The following is a 22857-nucleotide window of genomic DNA, read 5'->3' as shown; positions in this document are numbered from 1 at the left end:
GAGAAAGAGGAAACTATAGTACCAGGCGTGTTAAATTTCACTCGAATCAGTCTAATTAATTTTTTGTTACATACTTGTAAATTTTCCTGTCTACTTACTTACTGTATGGTTGCCAACGCGCTCGATCGTTTAAAACTAGGTAGCAGCTCGTGGATCGATCTCGAAGTCGTCCCCATACAACAGTTATCTTGGCAATGAGTGCCGATGGTAAGATTGCCGATGCGAGGCGATCGCCTGCTCGCTTTTCCTCCCAGCGCGATCGATTCCATCTCGAACAACAAATAGCTGCTGCCGATGCCACACTATTTGGGGCTGGTACGCTTCGCGCTTACGGCACAACCTTAAGCGTAACTAGTGCCAAATTACTGCATCAAAGACTACAAAATCATCAAAAATCACAACCAATTCAGATTCTCGCTTCTGCTAGTGCCAAGATCGATCCTCAGTGGCGATTTTTTCGCCAACCCGTACCTCGTTGGTTGCTCACATCTGCGGCTGGGGCAAAGTCTTGGCAGGGGCGATCGGAATTTGAGAAAGTGATTGTGGGGGAGCAGGGAGTCGGAGACAAAATTCAAAATTCAAAATTCAAAATTCAAAATGGGGACAAGGAAGACAAGGGAGACAAGGGGGACAAGAGAGACAAGGGGGACAAGGAAGCAGAGGAGCAGAGGAGAACCAAACCTCACTCACCACTCACTACTCACCACCCAACTACCAACTACCAACTACCAACAATCGACTGGACATTTGCTTTAGAACAGTTATTCTCTTTAGGAATCAAACGCTTAGCCGTTCTCGGTGGGGGTGAGTTGGTGGCGGCGATGCTAGCAGTCGATTTAATCGATGAGATGTGGTTGACTGTCTGTCCTTTACTTTTAGGGGGAACAAACGCCCCTAGCCCAGTAGCAGGGATGGGTTTCCCAGAAAATTTAGCGCCGCGACTGGAACTATTATCAGCTCAAGTTGAAGCACAAGAAGTATTTCTCCACTATCGCCTGCAACGATCGCAATAGTTAGATTAACTTAAGTAACAGTGGCTAGTTGTCATTGGTCATTGGTCATTGGTCATTGGTCATTTGTCATTTGTATTTCCACTACTTACTGCTCCCTACTCCCTAACAATGGTGGAACAACTTAAACCGCAATATTCTGTTGCTTGGACGAACAAAATTGCTGAAATTCCTCAGTCGGCATGGGATGCTTTGGCATTACCTCTAGCAACTCCGTTTTTGGAGTGGGAGTGGTTGAATAATCTAGAAACTTCTGGTAGTGCTACGGCGAGGGCTGGATGGTTGCCGAATCATTTAACAATATGGCGCGATCGCACGCTGGTTGCAGCCGCTCCCATGTACCTGAAAGGTCACAGCCAGGGTGAGTTTGTCTTCGACCACCAATGGGCAGATCTGGCACAACGGATCGGTGTAGAGTATTATCCAAAACTCTTAGGCATGACACCTTTTACCCCTGCTGAAGGCTATCGATTTTTGATTGCGCCAGGGGAAGATGAAGATGAAATGACGGCGCTGATGGTGAGTGCAATCGACCATTTTTGCGATCGCCACAGTATTTCTGGGTGTCATTTTCTCTATGTCGATCCTGCATGGCGACCCACATTAGAACGACACGGATTTATGACGTGGTTGCACCACAGCTATGTCTGGCAAAACCGAGATTTTGCCACTTTTGACGATTATCTCGGAGTCTTCAACGCCAACCAACGCCGCAACATTAAGCGCGAACGCAAAGCCGTAGCAAATGCAGGCTTAGAGTTGGTGACTCATACGGGAGATGAGATCCATAAGTCTTTATTTCCGCAAATGTATCATTTTTATGCCGATACCTGTGATAAATTCGGCTGGTGGGGTAGCAAGTATTTGACCAAGAAGTTTTTCGAGCAGTTACACGCCCATTATCGCCATCGCGTGTTGTTTGTGGCGGCTTACCATGTAGGAGATCGAGCAGGAGATAAGCGACAGCCGATGGGCATGTCATTTTGTTTAACGAAGGGCGATCGCCTCTACGGTCGTTATTGGGGCAGTTTTCAAGAAATCGATTGCTTGCACTTCGAGGCTTGCTACTACAAGCCGATTGAATGGGCGATCGCCAATGGGATTCAAACTTTCGATCCTGGCGCGGGCGGAAGGCATAAAAAACGGCGCGGTTTCCCTGCTAGTGTCAATCACAGCTTACATCGGTTTTATCATCGACGGTTGGCGCAAATTTTAACTTCCTACATTCGTGAGGTCAATGAGTTAGAACGGCAAGAAATCGAGGTAATCAACGCTGAATTACCCTACAATCAGCGAGATACGTAACAGGTGGCTGATAGTTCCGGCGATTGTCTATTTCCAGTTTCCTTGAGCTTTTTGTAGATTGTTAAAGCCTGAGCGACGACTTGATCCATGTTGTAATACTTGTAAGTCGCCAACCTGCCGACAAAATGCACCCCGGAAGTTGCGTCAGCTAGTGCCTGATATTTTTTGTAAAGTGCAGTATTTTCCGATCGCGGTACGGGATAATATGGATCGCCTTCGGCGCGTGGGTACTCGTAGACAATACTCGTTTTGGGATGCTCTTGTCCGGTGAGGTATTTGAATTCTGTAACTCGCGTATACAAGTGTTCGTTAGGATAGTTAACTACGGCAACTGGCTGATGCACGGGCGTATTCACGGTTTCGTGCTGAAATTCCAAAGAGCGGTAAGGAAGCTTGCCGTAACGGTAATCGAAGAATAAATCGATTGGACCTGTATAAATCATCTCGCGATACGGTATCGTCCCCACAATTTCCCGATAGTCAGTTTGGAGCATGATTTTGATATTCGGGTGAGATAGCATATTCTCGAACATTCGAGTATAGCCATGCAGGGGCATTGCTTGATATGTATCCGTAAAATAGCGATTGTCGCGGTTTGTGCGAGTCGGTACGCGGGCAGTCACCGACCTATCGAGTTCGGATGGATCGATGTCCCATTGCTTGCGCGTGTAGTTGCGGAAGAATTTTTCGTAGAGTTCCCTGCCTACTTTATTGACTACTACATCTTCAGAAGTTATGATACGCTCTTTAGGCTCAGCCACCGAAGCGAAAAACTCTTCTAGCTGGAATGAGGTTAAATTGAGTCCGTAAAGTCGGTTAATCGTGTCGAGATTGATGGGAATTGGCACGAGTTGTCCGTCAACACTGGCAAGAACGCGGTGTTCGTAAGAACGCCATTGAGTAAATTGTGAAAGATACTCGAAAACTTCGCGAGAGTTGGTGTGAAATATATGGGGACCGTACCGATGTATGAGGATACCTGCTTCGTTATAACAATCGTAAGCATTTCCGCCGATGTGCGATCGCGTATCGATAATCAGAATTTTTTTTCCCAACTGACTTGCTAACCTTTCAGCCAGGACGCTGCCAGCAAATCCCGCTCCCACTATTAAGTAATCGAACATTCAAGCACTCCTTATTTCGATTTTTTCGAGTCATCTACGAAAAGCATGAATCGCTAAATAAAAGCTTGTTTCAGGAATTATTGTTCGAGTACTGAGTTTGATACCTTACTTATAACGCGCGTAATTTTTTTTTCATTTGACCAAAACATCAAAGCTTGTCTTCATATAAAAGTTTGGGTTTATTATTATCAAAATATCCCTTGAGACCATCCTGATAAGCTTCAGTAAGAAATTTTAGGCGCTTAAATTTGCGATCGTCAAAGAGTAAAATAGCAATTAAAGAGCGACAATAGTATTTAATCGTTCTAAAATAAAATCTCGTTTTACTAGCATAGTTTTTTCTTAACCAAATTGCATTTCTAGTTTCAAAATAAGTCAACCATATTCTGCTGTAATTGGTTCTAAATGAGGCTTTACCGAAGAAACTCTTGACGATCGCTCCTTGGTCGGAGGCTTCTTTATGAAGAATAACACTATCAGTAATTAGCAATATTTTTCCTACGTTATTCAATCTAAGGCAATACTCTAAATCGTCGCCTCTAATAAAAAATTCTTTATTGGGAAATCCTATTTTTTCAATTGCTTTTTTACTGACTAGTATGCCAACAAAAGAACTAAAAGCTATTTCTAAAGCCCGATGATTTTTGACTAAATTGTCTTCTATCTTTCGATGAATCTCGATATCAAAATCAAAATCATTCTGATGAGTCTGGCGATCGAAAAACCCTAGATGGGGATGCAATATCTCACCTTCTAAGTCTATTTTGAGATTTGCTAAAGCACTGACATCAGGTTCATCTAGATATTGACTGAGCTTTTCTAAAGCATCTATTTCAGGTTCGGCATCGTCATCCATCAACCACAGCCAATCGTAACCTGCTTCATATCCATACTTTACACCTTGATAAAATCCACCTGCGCCGCCCGTATTTTCTGGCAAGCGGATGTAATCAATGAGTTGATTTGTCAGATATCCTTCTGCCTTTAAAAAATCAGGTGTATCATCAGTAGACCCATTGTCTACAAGGATAATTTTGTCTGGCAAGCGCGTTCCAGCAAGTATTGCGTCTAGGCATTCTATTAAAAGTTTCTTTCGGTTATAGGTGACGACTACAACAGCGATTGTTGCTTCAACCATTGTCAGTTCCTAGTTTCTATAAGTTGATTTGAAATTTTCTAATCGATCGAAGCTAGAGGAAAGATAAAAGTCTAAATACGAGCGATTGCTAAGAGATAATCCCTCACAAGACGACAGACAATAGGTAGGATTCAACTCTTTAGAAAACAGACTAGCAGCATAATAGCAATTTCTGCAACAATACTGGGCAAACACCAAAAATCTAGTCAAAAACAATCGAATATATTCGTTGCTACTTATGTAGTATGCAAATTCATCCTTCAAATGACAAATCGTACACCGCAACTTCTCCCAAGGATATACTACTTTTGGTAGAAGCGGCGTTGACATTTGTATAGTGGATAACACTGTGACTAATTATGAAAAAACTCTCATGAAACATTCATCCATGCTTCATAAAACCTCTGTATTGTGTAAATGTTTTATGAATTACTATTATGTACATGCCTCTTCATAACTAGTAGACTGATGATACTAGTAAGGATTAGCGTATGGTATTGGTGTAAGTAGCCTAATTCTGCAATCTTGTGTAAGTATTTGCAAGTAGACAGACTTGTAAACGATTGATTTTTTATAGATAACAGGGTTGTAAATGGACGTATCAAAGATGGCAGAACCACAAGTCACTATCGTAGTCGTACCACGCGAACGTTTCAGTTTAACTCAAAAGTCCCTTGAAAGTATTTATGAGAATACAACGATCCCTTTCAAGTTGATTTACGTAGATGGTGGCTCCCCTGCGCGTATCCGAGATTACTTAGCAGTTCAAGCCCGCGAGAAAAATTTTCAACTGATTCGTACCGATTATTACCCTTCACCAAATTATGCTAGAAATATAGGCTTAGACCAGGTTAATACAGAATACGTTGTCTTCATGGATAACGATGTTGTCGTTGCCCCAAATTGGTTGAACAATTTGGTTCGATGCGCTGAGGAGACGGGAGCTGCGGTAGTTAGTCCCCTCGTGTGCCAAGGTCAAGCTTTACACGAAATCGTACATTGTGCAGGTGGAGAATCTGCGGTCATTGAAGAAAACAAAGGCGATCGCCCGACTCGGCGTTTGCACGATAAAATTTACAAGCAAGGTAAGCGCGTAGCAGATTTAGGTGACTTCCTACAACGACAGCCAACTGGTTTGGCAGAGTTTCATTGCATGTTGGTGCGCACGGCGATAATTGAAAAAATTGGCGGTCAGCTCGACCCCGCGATGATGAATACAAAGGAACATGTAGATTTTTGTGTAGCCGTATTTGAGGCTGGGGGTTCCATCTACTTAGAGCCAACATCCCTCGTCACCTACATTAATGGGATGCCATTGGAATTGTCCGAAATTCCTTTCTACATGGTACGCTGGAGCGATGCTTGGGGTACGACTAGCTTAAACCGCCTGCGCGAAAAGTGGAATCTGACCGAGGACAAATACCACCAAAATTGGTATCGCAGTTGGTCGGAATATTTAACTGGAAGACGCAGGGTATTTATCATTAGACCGCTGCTGAATAAATATTATGTCTTTGGCAGGGGCAAGACTCGACTAGAGAATATGTTAGTGCGGATCGAAAAAAGGCTGAACCGTTATCTCACCGATCTCCATACTCGCAAACATCCGCAAGAAGTGCAACAGCAGCCTGCCAAGTCGTTGCCTAAAACTCCAGTATCAGCATAATAAGGTAGCAGTAGGGTGGGCATTGCCAACCCTACCAAACTTTGGAAGAAGGATAAACTACTTGAAGCAAAAGAGAAATCTCAATTCAAATCCGATGCCGTTTGAAGTGGTGTATACGCCTGAAAGCTTATTAAGGCATCCGATTCAGTTGTTTAAGCAAATGGGACGAGACTTACTCGCTTCTCGCGAACTAGCATGGCGGCTGATGGTACGAGATATTAGCGCTCAGTACCGTCAGTCATTTCTGGGTGTAATTTGGGCTTTTTTGCCCCCGATTGTGATGGCAGCAGGATTTACGCTAGCAAGTGATGCAGGTGCGATCGCAGTTGAAGCTACAGATTTACCATATCCAGCTTATGTCATGTTCAGTACGGCGTTGTGGCAAACTTTTGTGGAAGCGCTCAACGGTCCAGTACAAGCGGTAACAGTAGCTAAGCCGATGCTAGCTAAGGTGAATTTTCCGCGAGAAGCAATAATTTTGGCAAAGTTGGGCGAGGTCTTTTTCAACTTCGCGATCAAGCTGATTTTAATTGTAGGATTGTTTATTTGGTTTCGAGTTCCGGTGAGTTGGACGGTAATTTTAGCTCCAGTAGCGCTGATTCATTTGATTTTATTCGGTACATTTATCGGTGTTTTATTAGCGCCGTTAGGAATTTTATACCAGGATGTATCAAAGGGACTAACTATGATTACGGGGTTTTGGCTGTTCTTGACTCCGGTAGTTTATCCCGTTCCTGGCGAAGGAACGTTTGGATTTCTGGTACGGCTGAATCCTGTAACTCCTCTACTCGTAACAATACGGGAGCTAGCAACGACGGGAGTTATCTCAGACCCGGCGGGATTTTGGATCGCCAGTCTAATGACTCTAGTTGGCTTATTATTGACCTGGGTGGCATTTCGTCTCGCCATGCCTTTCGTGATTGAAAGGGTGAGTTCCTAATGACTGAATTAGTAGATCGAGAAATTGCCATTCAATCTCAAGATTCTGAAGTCGTTATTTCGGTAGAAAATGTCTCAAAAAAGTTTTGTCGAGACTTAAGGCGATCGCTATTTTATGGTGTCCGAGATATCACCACGGAGCTAATAGGTGGGAAGAGAACAGAAACACTGCGCACCCAAGAATTTTGGGCGCTGAAAGACGTTAATTTCGAGCTGCGTCGGGGGCAAGCATTAGGCTTAGTTGGGGCAAATGGAGCTGGAAAAAGTACGCTATTACGGATTATTAGCGGTCTGATTAAACCGGATATTGGCACTGTAAAACTTAAGGGTAGGGTAGCTCCACTGATTGCTTTAGGAGCAGGTTTTAATCCGCTATTGACGGGACGAGAAAACATCTATGCCAATATGTCAATTTTAGGATTATCGACCAAAGAAATCGCAGCCAGATTTCAAGAGGTCATAGACTTTGCTGAAATTTGGGATGCGATCGACGCACCAGTCCAAAATTATAGTTCGGGAATGGCAGCGCGGTTAGGGTTCGCCTGCGCAATTCATACAGAACCGGAAATCTTATTAATTGATGAAGTCTTGGCTGTAGGAGATATCAAATTTAAAGCAAAATGTTATCGCAAACTACACCAGCTACGCCAGCAGGGAACATCTTTTGTTTTAGTCAATCATAATCCCCAGGCAATTTTAAACGTGTGCGACTCGGCAATTTACCTAGTCAAGGGTGAATTGATTGCGTCTGGCGATACGGAAACAGTTATCGAAAAGTATGAAGAAGATTTGTTTCTAGACAGTAAGAAAGCAACTGCACAAGTCATGTATTTGCCAGAAAAATCGGCAAATGAAAGTTTTGGCTTAGACATAACTCATCTATTTTTTCGAGATGCTGAAAGTAAGATTTTAGAGTCGCTCAAAAGTGGCGAACCTGCTTCCTTCTGTGTAGGCTGTAAAGCTCATCAAAAGTTCGATAATGTAACATTGCATTTAAAAATTACCGAATTAGGCGGCGAAGGTGGTACGGGAGCAGTTTTGTTTTTAAGCGGTGAAAATGATGAAAGGTTCTTTGAAGTTGTACCAGGAAAACATGAAATTCAATTGCAAATGCCTTATTTAGGTTTAGCCCCTGGAACTTATACTATGAGCGTTAAACTAAAACAAAGTTCTATCTATACTTTTGATGTATTTGAGTCTTTTCGATTTAGCGTTAAATCAGATGGGACGATGAGTCAATGTAAGTTTTATCAACCGCGATCGTGGCAAATTGTTGATGGCGATCGCGCTGAGTGAAGATTGAGAATAGCGTTTGCTGCTACATAATTGGTTTTCAATTATCAGTTTTTAATTAGGAAAACTTAATATGTCATATAGAGTACTTCATTATAACTGGGCTGCCTACTTTCAGAAACCTGCTCCTGGGGGAGGTGTATCTGTTTACTGTAAAAATTTAATTGACTTTACAACTCAAAAAGATAACTGGCACGTCACTTTTTTGTATTCTGGAACCGATTACAGTTACTTCAAAAAACACCCTCATATTCAACCTATTCGCAACCAAAATCATCCCCACGTACCCACTTTTTCACTCGTCAATTCACCAATTATTGCCCCTTCTCACTTCGCGTTTGACGATCCATTAGGTAATGTCAAACAACCCGCTCTGGAAAAATGCTTTCAAGAGTTTTTAGACATGCAAGCACCTTTCTCTGTCATTCACTTTCATAATTTAGAGGGCATAACCGCTAATTGCCTCAAAATAGCTAAAGAAAGTGGTGCTAAGGTCGTGTTTAGTTTGCATAATTATTGGGCTGTTTGTCCGCAAGTTAATTTGTGGCGGTTAGAACAGAGCCATTGTGACGATAATTTAGACGGACGAGCCTGTCTTGCCTGTTTACCTATACCGCCAAATTTAGAGCGAGAATTGGCAATGAGAAGACTAGAATTTTTAGGCAACTCCCTCGATTTGAAAGGGCGATCGCTACCTATAAATTTGTTGAAAAAACTCGTTGCCATTTTCTACAAAATTCAACGACCGCTAGTCGTACAGACGCGATCGCCCTTGCTCAAAACCCTAGAACTTAAAGGTGCAAATCTGCCTCAGCAAGCCGAGGCGTATCAATTTCGACGGCAGGAAATTGTTTCTCTGATTAACCGTTATGTTGATGTAGCGCTGTCCGTTTCCGATCGCACTGCTACAATTTATCAGCACTATGGTGTCGATCCGGCACGGTTGAGTACGCAATACATTGGTAGTAAAGCCACGCAGTTTCCAGTCCCGCCACATAACCCAGCAGTATACTCTCCAGGGCAACCCTTTCGCTGCGTCTACATGGGAGTACCGAGAAAAGATAAAGGATTTTACTTCTTATTGGAAGAATTACGTTGCCTGTCAGCAGCAGAATTAAGTACGTTAGAACTCGTTGTCGCCAGTAAAATCGCAGATCGCACCGAGTTAGACTTGGCAATGCAGCAGAAAGGACCCTTGCTCTCTTTAGCTCAGTCTTTGCATCGATTAATTTACCATCCCGGTTACTCTCACGAAAATCTTCCCAAAATCTTAGATGGCATCCACTTGGGAATTGTCCCGCCACTATGGGAAGATAATTTACCGCAAGTCACCTATGAGCTTTTAGCTTGTCGCGTACCCGTACTTTGCTCGAATCGAGGCGGTGCGCAAGAATTTGTGCGGCATCCGGCGTTCATTTTCGACCCAGGCAAAAAAGGAGACTTTCAGCAGAAACTCTCAACTATTCGCGAGAACCCGCACTTATTAACCGAGTTTTGGCAAAAGGCGCGAACGGTGCGATCGCTAGAACAACATTTTCAAGAATTAATTGAAGTTTACGCTGGCTGTGGTAACTGAGGTTAGATAAACATAGATGATGAAGGTATGCTTCATTGCTGCCTGTCCAGGCACGGATATGCGGGGAGGACCGCGATCGCTGCTGGAAACTATAGACTCGCTTCAGCAGTTGGGAGTCGAGTGTTTTGTGTTATTACCCGCACAGGGGCGGTTGTTTGACGAATTGAGTCTTCGCCATATTCCCGTTCGTGTCATTCCCTACGAACGCTGGCTGGAAGCCACAAATTATCCCTTACGCGATCGATGGCGGAAGCTGAAGCGAAGCTACCACATAGCATTCCAAATCGCCGCTCAAATTCAAGCATGGCAATGTGATGTTGTCTACACGAATACTATTGCCATAGGCGTTGGTGCTTTTGCCGCATTTCTATCAAGAAAACCCCACGTATGGCATATCCGCGAGTTTGTTTACGAAGATCACGGACAAGTTTTCGATCTCGGTCGCAATCTTACGTTAAAACTAGTAGATTTGCTGTCCCAGGTTTGTATCGTCAACTCTCAAGCTGTAGCTCAAAAGTACGAGCAGTGGATCGCGCCGACAAAGTTAAAAGTGGTTTATCAAGCAGTCAACGTGACTCCAGGCGAGTCGATCGCCTTACCTCCGACAACAAATTTTAGGTGCATTATTGTGGGTGCATTGGTGGAGGGAAAGAGACAGGAAGACGCGATCCGCGCTATTGCCCAACTGGTACATATGGGCGTAAGAGTAGAGCTATTAATCGTTGGCGATGGCGATCCTCAATACCGAGAGTATTTAGAAAATCTTGTGACAAAAAACCAAATAGAGCAATATATTAAGTTTTATGGCTATGCCGACAATCCCTTTCCCTTGATGCAGAATGCAGATGTCGTACTTGTATGCTCTAAGTGCGAGGCTTTTGGCAGGGTGACTGTAGAAGGGATGCGGGCAGGTAAGCCGATAATCGGTACGAGGAGTGGTGGTACGCAAGAGTTAATTCGAGATGAATTTAATGGGTTGTTATATACTGCGGAAGACGAGCGAGAGCTAGCGCAGAAAATTAAACATGTTTGCGATCGCCCAGAGTTAGCTAAACAAATGGGTGAAAACGGTCAACAATGGGCTACCGAGCAATTTACTCCAGCACGCTATGGCAAGGAAATATATTTGCTGTTAAAACAGTTATGCGGCAAAAACTTGGAGATTTAAGCAGATATTGGAAAAAACCATAGAGAGAAGAAAGATTTAAAATTAAGTTAAGGGCAAAAAATAGTTAATGATGGGATGAGATATGGAGCGGACGCTAGAAGACTTAACGGCAATTGATGATAAACTTTCTAAGCGTCATATTGACCTTGACCCAGGCGGCTATTTCATCATTTATCTGGATCGAGAAGCAGGGTTAATTTGTGCGAAGCATTACACCAATGCGATCGACGATCGCGGTTTAGCCGTCGATCCTGAAACGGGTAAACCTATCCCCGCACGCGGTAAAGTTCAACGAACTTCCACCACACTATATCGGGGTAGAACAGCAAAAGAAATTTGCGTAGAAATTTTCGAGCAAGAACAAACTTGTCCCGTGACTTACTTAGATCACGCCGCTTATCTGGGACGAGAATTTGTCCGCGCCGAGATCGCTTTAGTCAACGGGCAAGAATACGTTCAGGATTAAATTGATAATGGGTAATGGGTAATGGGTAATAGGCAGCTACCAATTACCAACTACCAACTACCAGTTACCACTTACTTGATATAAAAATAATAAGTCACCATTGGAATAATCGTCGCAGCCACAAGAAAGCCAATTACCCAAACAGTAGCGTTGCTGGATTTAGTTTCTTCGGTGTTTTTGTAGGTACTTTCGACAGCGACATCAGTTGCTAGCTGTTCGGGTGCGCCAGGATCGGGTGCGCCAGATAAAACAGCTACGAGGCGATCGCTAGCATCGAGAAACGCTTGATTGTATTTTTCACCTTCACGTAAAGGATACAAAATAGTTTGAGTAATGACGCTTTTGGCGATGTCATCCGTCAGCAGCGACTTAGCTTTATCTCCTACCCGGATTCCAGTACCACTGCTCAGGGTATCTAGTACGACGAGAGTTTGATTGGCTTGCGCTTCTGGGGTGGGAAACCACTGCTCGAATAGTTTATCGGTAAAAGACTGAGCAGTCTCGCCATAGTCGAGGCGGCGAATGGCGACAAATCTAACTTCATTTCCCGTCGTTTCTGCCAATTTTTCCAATTCGCTACCAATCTTACCTTCGTTGATCGCACTGATTGCTTTTGCCGGATCGATCACCCAAGTTTTCTCCCCTGGCGCGACTGAAGGAATTTCGTATAAGCTAGTTGCGATCGCTGGAAATGGCAGCATTAATGTCGTGAGAACAACTAATCCCAAAGAGAAAACTAAGGATTGCAGATATTTTCTACTGCTAGTTATTTTGCTGCGTAAGTATCTCATTTCCCCGTCCTGAAAATTTACATATATTTAAAATTACTATACAAAAGGTAATTGGTAATTGGTAATGGTGCGTGAATTGAATGCACCTGAAGCCTCTCTGCTCCCCTGCTCCCTCAGCTCTCTTCTCCTCTGCTCCCTTGCTGCTCAGGTACAGCACTCGCACCGCGATATTTGAGGTTGGCGGGATCTGGCTGTGGTGCAGGTGTTTTTTCCTGGCTCGATAGCCAAGGCGCACCGCGATACATCCCTTTAACTTCGACGACATCGTTGTCGCTGGAGATGTTAGGAATCACTATTTGAGGGCGATCGCTTTGAGTTATGCTTTGGGCGAGCGAATTAGACTCGCTTCTGGCGAGATTTTTTAAGAGTAATTTTTTTGTGCCAAAGATTGTTATCCCCAGGATCGACAGTTGAATCTGCCAAGGAGCTAAAACTAAGGTTAAAATCAGGCTGACAATTGCTGCTGTTCCTGTTAGGTAAGCCATCTCATCAGCAGATTTCTTGCAGAGATACCCAGACGCTATACAAGTTATAAACGGCAGAAGGAAAATCCAATGCATAGCTAAATGTTTTTTATTTTATTTATTAACAAAACTTAAAGCTTTAGTCTTCTATCCTTGGTTATAGTTATATATTCTATTCCGATTCCGAGTTGACGATGCTGTTGTTTTTGTAACAAAAGATGCGAGTAGAGCGATCTTGCGATCTAGAATAACTCGCTCAGGGATTGCAATATATACATTGAGACGGATCGGCTACTTTAACACCCTGCGGAAATAGTTTTTCTTGTTGAAAACTGCATTTTTGGCACTGATAGACTACCGAGCGGATTGCAGATGTGGGAAGATTGCATAATCCACAGGGTAATCCGCGACGTTGGGCGATCGCGTCAAAGCCAGGACAAGCACAATTAGGACATATTTGAGAGATTTTGTGAATTAAATTTCTAGTAGCTTTAGCAATATTCTGCATTCTAGTTGGATTATATAGCGCCCGCATATCTGTTTCGATATGCACTTTCCCTGTTGAGGATTTGTTTAAGGCGAAAGTGACAATTTCTGTTAATTTTTCTTCTGTATTGATACCTTTAAAAATTTCTGTGCGTTCTAGAGAGTCAGAACTGAGCATGACAACTAAACCGTGAGAGGGAAAGCCAATTTTATTAGCAAAAGACTCGGCTTCTTCCACCGTTCTAACTGATTGACTATTAAAGTTAGTTTCTGTGGAAATTTCCTGACCGACAATTTCTAATTGATTTAGCATATCGATGAAAACGACTATTTCTCGATTTGCCGAAATAAAAGGTAGATCGGGATGGGGTGCAAAGGAACCTTCACTAGCGATCGCAATTGTTTCACCTGTTATTTCTAAAGCTTTTTTGGCTTTGAGTTTAGCCGTAGCAATTTGGTCTGCTGGTCTGGCAATATCGCGAGTAAACGTACCAAACATATCTGTGTTAATGTCATTTGGAACTACACATTGCACTCCCAATTCTGGTTCTAAAATGGGGGCGATCGCTTTTTCTTTCTTGTGCATAGTAGCAATGACTGCTACGCGACCTGTAAATAAAGAATTAATTGGCATATAGCAGTTTGATTAAATTCATGAAATTATTGCTATTTCATGGTGGGCAATGCCCGCCCCTTACTCCCTGCTCCCTGCTCCCTCTAAAGTGCTTACCAGCGTTTATCTTTATAACGTTTACGATGCAAAAATTTGTCTGGCACAACGCTAACAGATTTCCAGATTGGCGTTGCCCAACCCCAGCCAATGTCATGTAGCATAACGTAGAAGCAGGGAATGATAAATAGAGTCAGTAACGTTGCCAAAGCTAATCCTGAAAATACCACAATTCCTAAAGGTTGGAGAAATTCCGAACCTTGACCGATACCCATAGCCAAGGGAAGCATCCCCAATACAGTCGTAATTGTCGTCATCAAAATAGGACGCAAGCGTTGCGGCGCGGCTTGCTGAATTGCCAGCCAACGAGAACAACCCTCCCGTTCCCGAATTTGATTTGCTAGTTCCACCATAATAATTGCGTTATTGACCACAATCCCGACCAATAACACCGCACCTACCAAAACCGTCGCCCCAATAGCCGTCTGGGTGACGTACAGTCCAAAAATACCTCCAGCTAGGGCTAGCGGGACGGTAAACATGATGACGAAAGGATCGATTAAAGAGTTATATTGCACTGCCATCACGACAAATACTAGAAAAGCAGCCAAACCTCCTAAAAGCTTTAACGAGTTTTGTAACTGTTGATTGGACTGCGCCGCCGAACTAGGGATGACGTTGATTCCTTGCGGTAATTCTACATTTTGCATCACGTTATTAACTTCAGCTAGCGCTTGCCCTAAACTCGCTCCCTCTGCTAGAGTTCCGGCTATGATAAACACTTGTCTTTGGTCGATTCGTTGTACTTCTCCTGGTGCTTGACCGAGTTCGATTTGGGCAACATCACCAAGACGAATTTGCCGATTTCCTTCAATAAATAAGGGAAGGCTGGCGAGTTGAGAAGGACGCTGGATTGTAGTTTCATTCAATTGGACGCGAATATCAACTAAGCGATCGCCTCTTTGTAGTTGCGTTGGGATTGAACCTTCGAGCGCGGTTTGAATTGTTTCGCCAATTTCTTGAGTTGTCAAACCAAATTCTGCTACCCGTTCCCAGTCAGGACGAATTTGGACTTCCGGTTGTCTGGGAGTCGCATCGGGTCGAAAACTCGCTAATTTTGCCTGCTGTTCCAAAGCTTGGAGAACTTGCTGTCCGGCGCGATTTAGTTCTTCTGAGTCAGACCCCTGAAGGATTACATCCAACTCTGCCCCTCGTACGGGAGAATTAGTTAAGATCAGACCCCGCACCTCTCCTGGTCGCAGGCGGATAACTGTTTCAACTAAGTTGAGGCGATCGAATTCCTGGCTTACCCTAGCAACATACGCTTCTACGTTAGTACCTGGTTTAAGAGTAATATTGCTGCTGCCACGCAGAGGATTTTCACTGGTATTATTGCCAAACAGAAAACCACCCGCAGTCGAAAAGATGTATTCAGTTTCTGGCTGTTTGAGTAAAATATCGTCTACAATTTTCATCACCTTACGGTTCGTTTCCAACGCCGTACCAGGAGGAAACTGCACGAATAATCTAGCCTGTCCGGTATCAATGCGAGGCAGAATTTCTTGGGGAATTTGACCTGCCATCCACACACTACCACCACCCAGGACGAGAAAAGCCAGAAAGACAACAATAAATCGCCAGCGCAACAGCCGATTTAAGAAGTTGCCATAACTACGAGTTGCAGCCTCAAATTTGCGATTAAATTCTCGCAGCAACCAAAATTTACCAATTCCACTCGATCGCTTTATTCCCATTAATCTTGATGTCATCATGGGTACAACTGTGACAGCGACCAAAATTGACGCGGCGACGGCAAAGCTGATAGTTAAAATTAATTCTCTAAATAGGAGAGAGAACAAACCGCCAATGAGCAAAAACGGCAGCACCGCCACCAAGTTAGTACTGGTAGAAGCAACCAAGGCAGATTCTACCTCACGGCTGCTGCTTTCGGCGCGATCGATTATTGAGGTTTTTGGTAGGGGCGCACGGCTGTGCGCCCCTACATGAATCTCATCCTTCCTCACTCCTTCAACAATATTCTCCAACATAACGATGGAGTTATCGACGACGATGCCAACGCCGAGGGCAAGTCCGCCTAAGCTGAAGACATTGAGGGAAAGACCGAATAACCCCATCAAGATAATTGCAGCGCAGGTCGCTAGCGGAATAGCCAGGACGATAATTATGGTTTGACGTAGCGAACCGAGGAAAAGTAGAACTGCGATCGCGGCGAGTCCCGCACCAATTAACCCTGAACTGGTAACGTTAGAAATTGAGTTTTGAATGAAAACTGACTCATCTAGAGTCGGAGTTATGACTGCATCGGCGGGAATTAAACCCGATTGCCGTAGAGATTCGATCCGACGCTTGACTCCATCAACCACTGCGATCGTATTGGCTTCTGGTTGCTTTTGAACGCTAAGTTTGACGGCTGGGGTTTTGTTGAGAAAAGCAAAAACCCTTTGATCTTCCGTCCCGTCTATAACTTCCGCAAAGTCTCGCAGGTAAACGCGCCGCGATACCCCTGGTGTAGAGTTATTTTCCTCAAAGGTAGCGGCTTCAAAGGATAAGTTGCGAATTTCCTGAGAGGTTTGAAATCTACCGCGAGTCCGCGTCAAGGGTTCGGATTCTCCCAAAATTCGACCCCCAGCAATATCTTGGTTGCGGGTTGTCAGTTCTTCCAATACGTCAGTTAAACCCACACCCACAGCTTGGAGGCGATCTAAATCGATATTAATCCTCACTTCTTCCTGCACGCCACCGGACACGTCTACAGCTGCTACTCCTGGTACGACACTTAATTCGCGTCCCAGTTCTTCATCGGCAAAGACGCGCAGATCTACAGGCTTAAGTGTTGGGGAGGTCAACCCAAATTCATAAATTGGCGATTGCGAAGGATCGACCTTGAATAATCGGGGTTCTTGGATATTTAAATTGTCGGGCAATCCACCTCGACCTCGGTTAAAAGCCGCCGTAGCATCATTTAAGGCTTGATCGATATTCCCACCAGGCTGAAAGAACAGATCGATACTGACTTGTCCTTCGCGAGTCTGGGAATATACTTGGACTACGCCTTCTGTAGCTGCTAAAGCCTCTTCTAGCGGTCGAGTAATTTCGTCAACTGCAACTTCTGGCGATACTCCGGGAACATCTAGCCGCACGCCGATGCGAGGATAGGTAATCGCAGGTAAGAGATCGACTTGCAGTGTCGTTAGAAAAAAGACACCTAAGACGATCGCGGCTACAGTTAACATCAGTGTGGCGATGTGTCGTCGGATCGAAATGGCGCTGATACTAAATCCCGATGTTGGCGGCTGCATTACCTGTACTCTGTATCGACAAATTCAAGCGTGGGCGGGTTTTAAGCAAGGATTTACGGTTGATGCTGTCACCATATTTGCTAAACCCGCCGCAATTTCCAATTTCTGACCCTGGTACGGGCGGGTTTTGAGCCGAGATTGACTGTTGAAGCCGATGATGCATTTGCTAAACCCGCCCCTACGATTCCTGTTGCTGTGTTTCCGATAAGACCGACAGTCGCACGGTTTCACCGTTTTTCAACAGTCTGCCACTTTTTGCTACAAACCTTTCCCCTGGTTGCAACCCAGATAGAATTTCGACTCTGCCATCTGTCCTTTCTCCCAATTTCACCGATCGCGCTGCTACTTTTTCTCCAGTTATGATAAATACTGTCGCTGTATTCGGGAGTCGGGAATTTTCTCCCCCTTGTCCCCCTTGTCCCCTTGTCCCCTTATCCTCTACAACAGCCGTCTCAGGAACCACCACCCTAGAAGCGGCGTTACTTTCAAAACTCACCCGTGCTAGCAATCCACTGCCGATCCGTCCATTGTCGTTGGGAATGATGACTTCTATGGGAACTAGTCTTGCCGTGCGATCGGCAGCTGGGGAAATTCGGCTGATTTTTCCCGTAAAAGTCTGGTTAGGGAAGGCATCTAGTCTCACCCTTACCGTCTGTCCGACGCGCAGATTTGCCAAGGCTAATTCTGAGATTTCTACATTTACCTTGACGCGGCGAAAGTCTCCTAAACGCAGAACTTCACCGTTAGCTTGGAGAAAATTTCCTTCTTCCGTGACTTTTTGCGTGACTACACCATTTATTGGAGAACGGATATTTGCATAGGATAATTGTTCTTGGGCTTGAGCGATCGCCGCTTGTTGAGCGTTGACGCGATCGCTAGCTGCTGCTACCGCTTGTTCTTCAGTACGGACTTCTTCTTCAGTAGCTCTTAACACTTTGCCAGCACTTTGAGCGTTAGTACGGGCTTGTTCGGCTGCTTGTTCGGCAACTGCACCCTGTTCGACCAATTGTTGTTGGCGTTGAGAGTCTGACTGTGCTTGTTGAAATTCCAACCGTGCCTGTTCTACCCTGGCTTTGGCATTACTGACTTGATTTCTGGCTCTAGCAACTTCTGCTTTAAGGGCTGCTAATTCTGCTTGTTCTTGATTCAGCGCCGTTCGCAATATAGTATTGTCTTGCTGGGCGAGGACTTGACCTTGTTTGACGCGATCGCCCACATCGACTAAGAGTTTTAATATCCGCCCTTCTACTTGCGCCCTGAGCGAAACTTCTTGTAGTGGTAGAGTCGTCCCTGTATATTCCGGTTCCGTGCGAATTTTTCCGGTACGGGCGATCGCCACTTCTACCGCTGGTGGTTGCTGTTGTTCTGCTCCCCTACCCTGGGATTGCGCATCAGCCGCTTCTTTTGGTAAGATGCCACAACCTGCTGTAACGCTGAGTACAACAGCACTCAACGCAATTGCTTTAAATAGATCGAAGGCTCGCATAAAAAAAATTCTAATTTTTGCTCTGGCTGGGCAATTCAAATATATGAGCTAGTTTCTATGACTGAGTATGGCTGAGTCTATAATTCTTTACAGCCATAGCTCGGATGATTGTTAAGTTAATTAAACTTTTCCTGTTCGCAAACTGGCTCCCTCTCAAGAAGGAAAAACTAGCGATCGCCAACATGTCAAATCCAATTGCTAACACTACAAAGACCTAGCATAAGCAACAGATGTGACAAAAATGTGTCATGGCGAAGTCGGAAGTTGGAAGTCGGAAGTCATGCAATGCACAAATAAGTCTATTACCCCCGATTTGGCGGAAGTTGGGGGATCGCAAGACTTACTACTTCACGAACAGATCCCCCCTAGCCCCCCTTCAAAAGGGGGGAACAAGAGCAAGCCACACATAGGATAAATCAAAAGAATATATCTATCCCCGACTCCCGGCTTTGGTAGGGGCGGGTTTTGCACCAGGGTGTTTTGTCTGGGCTGTGAATCCTTCCCCGACTCCCGGCTTTGGTAGGGGCGGGTTCTGCACCAGGGTGTTTTGTCTGGGCTGTGAATCCTTCCCCGACTCCCGGCTTTGGTGGGGGCGGGTTCTGCACCAGGGTGTTTTGTCTGGGCTGTGAATCCTTCGCTAAACCCGCCCCTACATTTCCGACTCCCGACTCCCGACTCCCGACTCCCTGCTCCCTAGCTCCTATATCTGTTGCCAGCAAGATACAATAAATCCAGCCAAAGTTCTCAACATATTATTATATTGAGACAAACTAGGAGAACGATCGCGCATGGGCAAGGTAGTCGGCATCGACTTAGGGACAACGAACTCAGTCATAGCGGTGATGGAGGGTGGTAAACCTGTGGCGATCGCCAATGCAGAAGGAATGCGGACTACTCCCTCCGTGGTTAGTGTCAGTCGCGAAGGGGAAGTGGTGGTAGGACAAATGGCGCGACGACAAGCCGTTCTCAACCCCAAAAATACATTTTACTCGGTCAAGCGTTTCATCGGTCGCAACTATAGCGAACTCAGCCCCGAATCGAAGCGGGTTGCTTATACAATCCGCAAAGGTGAAGCTAGTAATATTAAAATCGACTGCCCGCGACTGAACAAAGAATTCGTTCCCGAAGAAGTCTCGGCAATGGTGCTAAAAAAGTTGGTGGAAGATGCCAGCAAATATTTAGGAGAACCCGTCACCAAGGCAGTCATTACCGTTCCCGCCTATTTCAACGACTCCCAACGCCAAGCCACGCGGGATGCGGGGAGAATTGCCGGATTAGAAGTCTTGCGGATCTTAAACGAACCCACTGCTGCATCCTTAGCTTATGGCTTAGACCGTCAGGAAAGCCAAACGATTTTAGTATTTGACTTAGGTGGTGGTACGTTTGACGTATCTGTTTTAGATGTGGGCGACGGTGTATTTGAAGTCAAAGCCACCAGTGGAGATACACAACTAGGTGGTAATGATTTTGACAAGAAGATTGTCGATTGGCTGGCAGAGCAATTCTTAGAGACAGAAGGGGTAGACTTAAGACGCGATCGCTCTTCTCTACAGCGCTTAATGGAGGCAGCAGAACGGGCGAAAATTGAATTATCTGGCGTGACGGTGACAGACATCAACCTCCCTTTCATCGCTGCTACAGATGAGGGCCCCAAGCATTTAGAAACAAGACTCACCCGTTCTCAATTTGAAGGTTTGTGTACGGACTTGCTAGGACGGTTGCGAGTCCCTGTCAAACGGGCGCTAATGGATGCTAACCTGCGACCCGCAGATATCGATGAGGTTGTCCTTGTCGGTGGAGGAACGCGAATGCCAATGGTACAAGCACTCGTAGAGGCATTAATTGGCAGAGAACCGAATCAAAATGTCAATCCCGATGAAGTTGTGGCTGTTGGGGCAGCAATTCAAGGCAGCATTTTGGGCGGCGAGATGAAAGACGTGCTGCTATTGGATGTCACGCCTTTATCGTTGGGGTTGGAAAGTGTCAGCGGCGTGATGAAAAAATTGATCCCGCGCAACACAACAATTCCCGTGCGTCGTTCCGATATCTTTTCTACTGCTGAAAACAATCAAACTGTCGTAGAAATTCACGTCGTCCAGGGCGAACGGGAAATGGCAGCCGATAACAAATCTCTCGGACGGTTCAAACTGACGGGAATTCCACCCGCACCGAGGGGAATTCCCCAAATTCAGGTGTCGTTGGATGTCGATGCTAATGGAATTTTACAGGTAACGGCACTCGATCGCACGACAGGTAGAGAACAAAGCATCACCGTTCAAGGGGCTTCTACCCTCAGCGAGGGAGAAATTCAACGGGCAATTCGCGACGCAGAACAATATGCCGATATCGACCGTCAGCGCAAAGAACGGGTAGAAAAGCGGACGCGGGCAGAATCTTTAACAGTTGAAGCAGAACGACAATTGAAGGAAGTCGCGTTAGATTTCGGAATGCAATTTGCGCGGAGTCAGCGCCAGCGGATCGAAAGTTTAGTCCGCGAACTGCGGGCAAACTTAGAGGAAAATAACGATCGCGGGATCGACCAACTTTTTGCCGAACTACAAGACGCGATTTCCGACTTAAAACGAGAGATCCGTCAGTATTATGGCGACGATGAGGAAGAAAGCTTGTGGGATTCAATCAAAGGCATCTTTACGGGCGATGACGATGATTATTACGACCTACCCCGTAGAGATAGCTATCGCGATCGCGATCGCGACTACTACGACTATGGTAGAGAAGACTACAGCCGCGATCGTTCCCCTTATTATGGCGGCGGCGATAAGCCTAACCGCAAGCGTCCCACTTACCGAGACAACTGGGATGATGACGATGATTGGCTATAATCTAGCGATTGGCAATTCGCTAAATTGGCACGTTGATTGCTAGAACTAAACAAGAAAACATTAAACGGTAACTTATAAAAGCTAACAGCCAAAAGCTGCAAGCGGATAGCTAAACTATGCAAGATTTGCGTAACTTTCGCGATTACTATGAAGTGTTGGGAGTCTCCAGAGAGACAAGCAACGAGGAGATTAAAAAGGTTTTCCGGCGCTTAGCCAGACAGTATCATCCTGACTTAAACCCAGGAAATAAAGAGGCAGAGGAAAAATTTAAGGCAATTGGCGAAGCTTACGAAGTCCTTTCTGACTCAACTCGACGGGCAGAATACGACCAATATACTAAGTATTGGAATCAGCCTGGTTTCTGGAGCAAGCAAACTTCCCGCGCCAAAACTGGCGATAGTCGCGGTAATGGTAATAAAGTCGATTATGGCGCATTTCCCGACTTTAATAATTTTGTCGATCAAGTCTTAGGACGGCGCAAACAAGCCAGGACTGCAACAGCCGACGACGAACCAGTGACAACAGCACCCCGCGATCCGTTTCGTCCTGGGACGACTAAAGCAGCTTATACAGTTAATCCCCGTACTACGCGGCGCGATATTGAGGCTAAGTTAACTATACCTTTAGAACGGGCATATGAAGGCGGATTGGAGCGCGTTCGCCTCCAAGAAGACGGGCGATCGCTCGAAGTTAATATGCCACCTGGGATGTATACTGGGCAAATCGTCCGCCTGCGAGAACAAGGAATTGGCGGCGGCGATCTTTATTTGAAAATAACCGTTCCCCCTCATCCATTTTTCAAATTAGAAGGTAACGATATTGCGATTGTGTTACCAATTACTCCTGTCGAGGCAATTTTAGGTGGTGCGGTAGAAGTACCAACTTTGGATGGTTTGGTACAAATGAATTTACCTCCAGGCGTGCGCGCTGGGCAAAGGTTGCGACTGGCAAAGAAAGGCTATCCCGATCCTGATGGCGAACGAGGCGATCAAATTGTTGAGATTCAAATAGTTGTTCCCAGAAATATTAGTCCTGAAGAACGAGATTTATACGAGAAAATTCGTCAAATCGAAACCTTCAATCCCCGCGCTGACTTACCAATTTAGAGATAT

The 22857-nt window shown here is 45.1% G+C and carries 20 protein-coding genes; 11 read left to right on the top strand and 9 right to left on the bottom strand.

The features are described 5' to 3' along the window. The 3 genes from H6G17_RS33190 to H6G17_RS27580 all read left to right on the top strand — a co-directional run. On the top strand, nucleotides 1-198 hold a 198-nt coding region (locus H6G17_RS33190), incomplete at its 5' end, for a hypothetical protein (RefSeq protein ID WP_206757180.1). Next, nucleotides 150-1013, top strand: a complete 864-nt coding sequence (locus H6G17_RS27585; protein ID WP_199317045.1) for a RibD family protein — start codon at nucleotides 150-152, stop codon at nucleotides 1011-1013. The genes H6G17_RS33190 and H6G17_RS27585, both read left to right, overlap by 49 nt. A gap of 108 nt (nucleotides 1014-1121) precedes the next feature. Further along, on the top strand, nucleotides 1122-2315 hold the full coding sequence (locus H6G17_RS27580; RefSeq protein ID WP_192161760.1) for a GNAT family N-acetyltransferase: 1194 nt from the start codon (nucleotides 1122-1124) through the stop codon (nucleotides 2313-2315). Here the strand turns inward: H6G17_RS27580 and glf are convergent. After that, nucleotides 2300-3439 carry a UDP-galactopyranose mutase gene (gene glf, locus H6G17_RS27575; protein WP_192161759.1) on the bottom strand — a complete coding sequence of 380 codons (1140 nt, stop codon included), beginning with the start codon at nucleotides 3437-3439 and terminating at the stop codon, nucleotides 2300-2302. The two genes, H6G17_RS27580 and glf, sit on opposite strands and share 16 nt — an antisense overlap. Before the next feature lie 148 nt (nucleotides 3440-3587). Further along, nucleotides 3588-4577 carry a glycosyltransferase family 2 protein gene (locus H6G17_RS27570; RefSeq protein ID WP_192161758.1) on the bottom strand — a complete coding sequence of 330 codons (990 nt, stop codon included), beginning with the start codon at nucleotides 4575-4577 and terminating at the stop codon, nucleotides 3588-3590. A gap of 592 nt (nucleotides 4578-5169) precedes the next feature. On the opposite strand from H6G17_RS27570, the gene H6G17_RS27565 reads away from it, so the two are divergent. The 6 genes from H6G17_RS27565 (at nucleotide 5170) to H6G17_RS27540 (ending at nucleotide 11685) form a co-directional block, all read left to right on the top strand. Beyond that, nucleotides 5170-6243 (top strand): glycosyltransferase, encoded by a 1074-nt coding sequence (locus tag H6G17_RS27565; protein WP_192161757.1) that lies wholly within the window; start codon nucleotides 5170-5172, stop codon nucleotides 6241-6243. A gap of 94 nt (nucleotides 6244-6337) precedes the next feature. Continuing rightward, nucleotides 6338-7183 carry an ABC transporter permease gene (locus tag H6G17_RS27560; RefSeq protein WP_192161761.1) on the top strand — a complete coding sequence of 282 codons (846 nt, stop codon included), beginning with the start codon at nucleotides 6338-6340 and terminating at the stop codon, nucleotides 7181-7183. Next, nucleotides 7183-8478, top strand: a complete 1296-nt coding sequence (locus H6G17_RS27555; protein ID WP_192161756.1) for a polysaccharide ABC transporter ATP-binding protein — start codon at nucleotides 7183-7185, stop codon at nucleotides 8476-8478. The genes H6G17_RS27560 and H6G17_RS27555 overlap by 1 nt, the downstream gene beginning before the upstream one ends. A 70-nt stretch (nucleotides 8479-8548) precedes the next feature. Beyond that, on the top strand, nucleotides 8549-10051 hold the full coding sequence (locus tag H6G17_RS27550; RefSeq protein WP_192161755.1) for a glycosyltransferase: 1503 nt from the start codon (nucleotides 8549-8551) through the stop codon (nucleotides 10049-10051). A 16-nt stretch (nucleotides 10052-10067) separates the two neighbouring features. Beyond that, nucleotides 10068-11219 (top strand): glycosyltransferase family 4 protein, encoded by a 1152-nt coding sequence (locus H6G17_RS27545; protein ID WP_192161754.1) that lies wholly within the window; start codon nucleotides 10068-10070, stop codon nucleotides 11217-11219. 82 nt (nucleotides 11220-11301) lie between these two features. After that, nucleotides 11302-11685 carry a DUF4346 domain-containing protein gene (locus H6G17_RS27540; RefSeq protein ID WP_015153356.1) on the top strand — a complete coding sequence of 128 codons (384 nt, stop codon included), beginning with the start codon at nucleotides 11302-11304 and terminating at the stop codon, nucleotides 11683-11685. A gap of 71 nt (nucleotides 11686-11756) precedes the next feature. On the opposite strand, the gene H6G17_RS27535 is transcribed toward H6G17_RS27540, so the two are convergent. From H6G17_RS27535 to H6G17_RS27505, 7 genes are all read right to left on the bottom strand, one after another. Beyond that, nucleotides 11757-12476 (bottom strand): TPM domain-containing protein, encoded by a 720-nt coding sequence (locus H6G17_RS27535; RefSeq protein ID WP_192161753.1) that lies wholly within the window; start codon nucleotides 12474-12476, stop codon nucleotides 11757-11759. 113 nt (nucleotides 12477-12589) lie between these two features. Next, nucleotides 12590-12961: a DUF4278 domain-containing protein gene (locus tag H6G17_RS27530; protein WP_192161752.1), complete on the bottom strand. Its 372-nt coding sequence runs from the start codon at nucleotides 12959-12961 to the stop codon at nucleotides 12590-12592. A 235-nt stretch (nucleotides 12962-13196) separates the two neighbouring features. After that, a complete protein-coding gene (locus tag H6G17_RS27525) occupies nucleotides 13197-14060 on the bottom strand; it encodes a DUF6671 family protein (RefSeq protein ID WP_192161751.1) in 864 nt (287 codons plus the stop codon). Between the two features lie 92 nt (nucleotides 14061-14152). Further along, a complete protein-coding gene (locus H6G17_RS27520) occupies nucleotides 14153-17416 on the bottom strand; it encodes an efflux RND transporter permease subunit (protein ID WP_192161750.1) in 3264 nt (1087 codons plus the stop codon). Continuing rightward, complete coding sequence (locus H6G17_RS27515; protein ID WP_192161749.1) at nucleotides 17391-17579, bottom strand: hypothetical protein; 189 nt, start codon at nucleotides 17577-17579, stop codon at nucleotides 17391-17393. The genes H6G17_RS27520 and H6G17_RS27515 overlap by 26 nt, the downstream gene beginning before the upstream one ends. Before the next feature lie 15 nt (nucleotides 17580-17594). Next, entirely contained in the window at nucleotides 17595-18902 is a 1308-nt protein-coding gene (locus H6G17_RS27510) for an efflux RND transporter periplasmic adaptor subunit (protein ID WP_192161748.1), read from the bottom strand. 416 nt (nucleotides 18903-19318) lie between these two features. Beyond that, nucleotides 19319-19621, bottom strand: coding sequence for a hypothetical protein (locus H6G17_RS27505; RefSeq protein WP_192161747.1), 303 nt, complete (start codon nucleotides 19619-19621; stop codon nucleotides 19319-19321). 69 nt (nucleotides 19622-19690) lie between these two features. Between H6G17_RS27505 and dnaK the strand changes: the two genes are divergently transcribed. Continuing rightward, the gene (gene dnaK / locus H6G17_RS27500) at nucleotides 19691-21745 is read left to right on the top strand and encodes a molecular chaperone DnaK (protein ID WP_192161746.1); all 2055 of its coding nucleotides are present in this window, start codon (nucleotides 19691-19693) and stop codon (nucleotides 21743-21745) included. 116 nt (nucleotides 21746-21861) lie between these two features. Further along, nucleotides 21862-22851: a DnaJ C-terminal domain-containing protein gene (locus H6G17_RS27495; protein ID WP_192161745.1), complete on the top strand. Its 990-nt coding sequence runs from the start codon at nucleotides 21862-21864 to the stop codon at nucleotides 22849-22851. Nucleotides 22852-22857: the final 6 nt, after the last annotated feature.

This window comes from Chroococcidiopsis sp. [FACHB-1243] (assembly GCF_014696895.1).
Taxonomy (GTDB): Bacteria; Cyanobacteriota; Cyanobacteriia; order Cyanobacteriales; family Chroococcidiopsidaceae; genus Chroococcidiopsis.
This window is presented reverse-complemented; position numbering and strand designations above follow the sequence as displayed.

What these genes read in the sequence shown, in the direction of transcription:
- H6G17_RS27535 (WP_192161753.1), bottom strand. Translation starts at nt 12,476, where the DNA reads ATGAGATACTTACGCAGCAAAATAACTAGCAGTAGAAAATATCTGCAA.
- H6G17_RS27580 (WP_192161760.1), top strand. Translation starts at nt 1,122, where the DNA reads ATGGTGGAACAACTTAAACCGCAATATTCTGTTGCTTGGACGAACAAA.
- H6G17_RS27570 (WP_192161758.1), bottom strand. Translation starts at nt 4,577, where the DNA reads ATGGTTGAAGCAACAATCGCTGTTGTAGTCGTCACCTATAACCGAAAG.
- H6G17_RS27520 (WP_192161750.1), bottom strand. Translation starts at nt 17,416, where the DNA reads ATGCAGCCGCCAACATCGGGATTTAGTATCAGCGCCATTTCGATCCGA.
- H6G17_RS27550 (WP_192161755.1), top strand. Translation starts at nt 8,549, where the DNA reads ATGTCATATAGAGTACTTCATTATAACTGGGCTGCCTACTTTCAGAAA.
- H6G17_RS27540 (WP_015153356.1), top strand. Translation starts at nt 11,302, where the DNA reads ATGGAGCGGACGCTAGAAGACTTAACGGCAATTGATGATAAACTTTCT.
- H6G17_RS27545 (WP_192161754.1), top strand. Translation starts at nt 10,068, where the DNA reads ATGATGAAGGTATGCTTCATTGCTGCCTGTCCAGGCACGGATATGCGG.
- H6G17_RS27525 (WP_192161751.1), bottom strand. Translation starts at nt 14,060, where the DNA reads ATGCCAATTAATTCTTTATTTACAGGTCGCGTAGCAGTCATTGCTACT.
- H6G17_RS27495 (WP_192161745.1), top strand. Translation starts at nt 21,862, where the DNA reads ATGCAAGATTTGCGTAACTTTCGCGATTACTATGAAGTGTTGGGAGTC.
- glf (WP_192161759.1), bottom strand. Translation starts at nt 3,439, where the DNA reads ATGTTCGATTACTTAATAGTGGGAGCGGGATTTGCTGGCAGCGTCCTG.
- H6G17_RS27555 (WP_192161756.1), top strand. Translation starts at nt 7,183, where the DNA reads ATGACTGAATTAGTAGATCGAGAAATTGCCATTCAATCTCAAGATTCT.
- H6G17_RS27510 (WP_192161748.1), bottom strand. Translation starts at nt 18,902, where the DNA reads ATGCGAGCCTTCGATCTATTTAAAGCAATTGCGTTGAGTGCTGTTGTA.
- H6G17_RS27530 (WP_192161752.1), bottom strand. Translation starts at nt 12,961, where the DNA reads ATGGCTTACCTAACAGGAACAGCAGCAATTGTCAGCCTGATTTTAACC.
- H6G17_RS27560 (WP_192161761.1), top strand. Translation starts at nt 6,338, where the DNA reads ATGCCGTTTGAAGTGGTGTATACGCCTGAAAGCTTATTAAGGCATCCG.
- H6G17_RS27565 (WP_192161757.1), top strand. Translation starts at nt 5,170, where the DNA reads ATGGACGTATCAAAGATGGCAGAACCACAAGTCACTATCGTAGTCGTA.
- dnaK (WP_192161746.1), top strand. Translation starts at nt 19,691, where the DNA reads ATGGGCAAGGTAGTCGGCATCGACTTAGGGACAACGAACTCAGTCATA.
- H6G17_RS27515 (WP_192161749.1), bottom strand. Translation starts at nt 17,579, where the DNA reads ATGCATCATCGGCTTCAACAGTCAATCTCGGCTCAAAACCCGCCCGTA.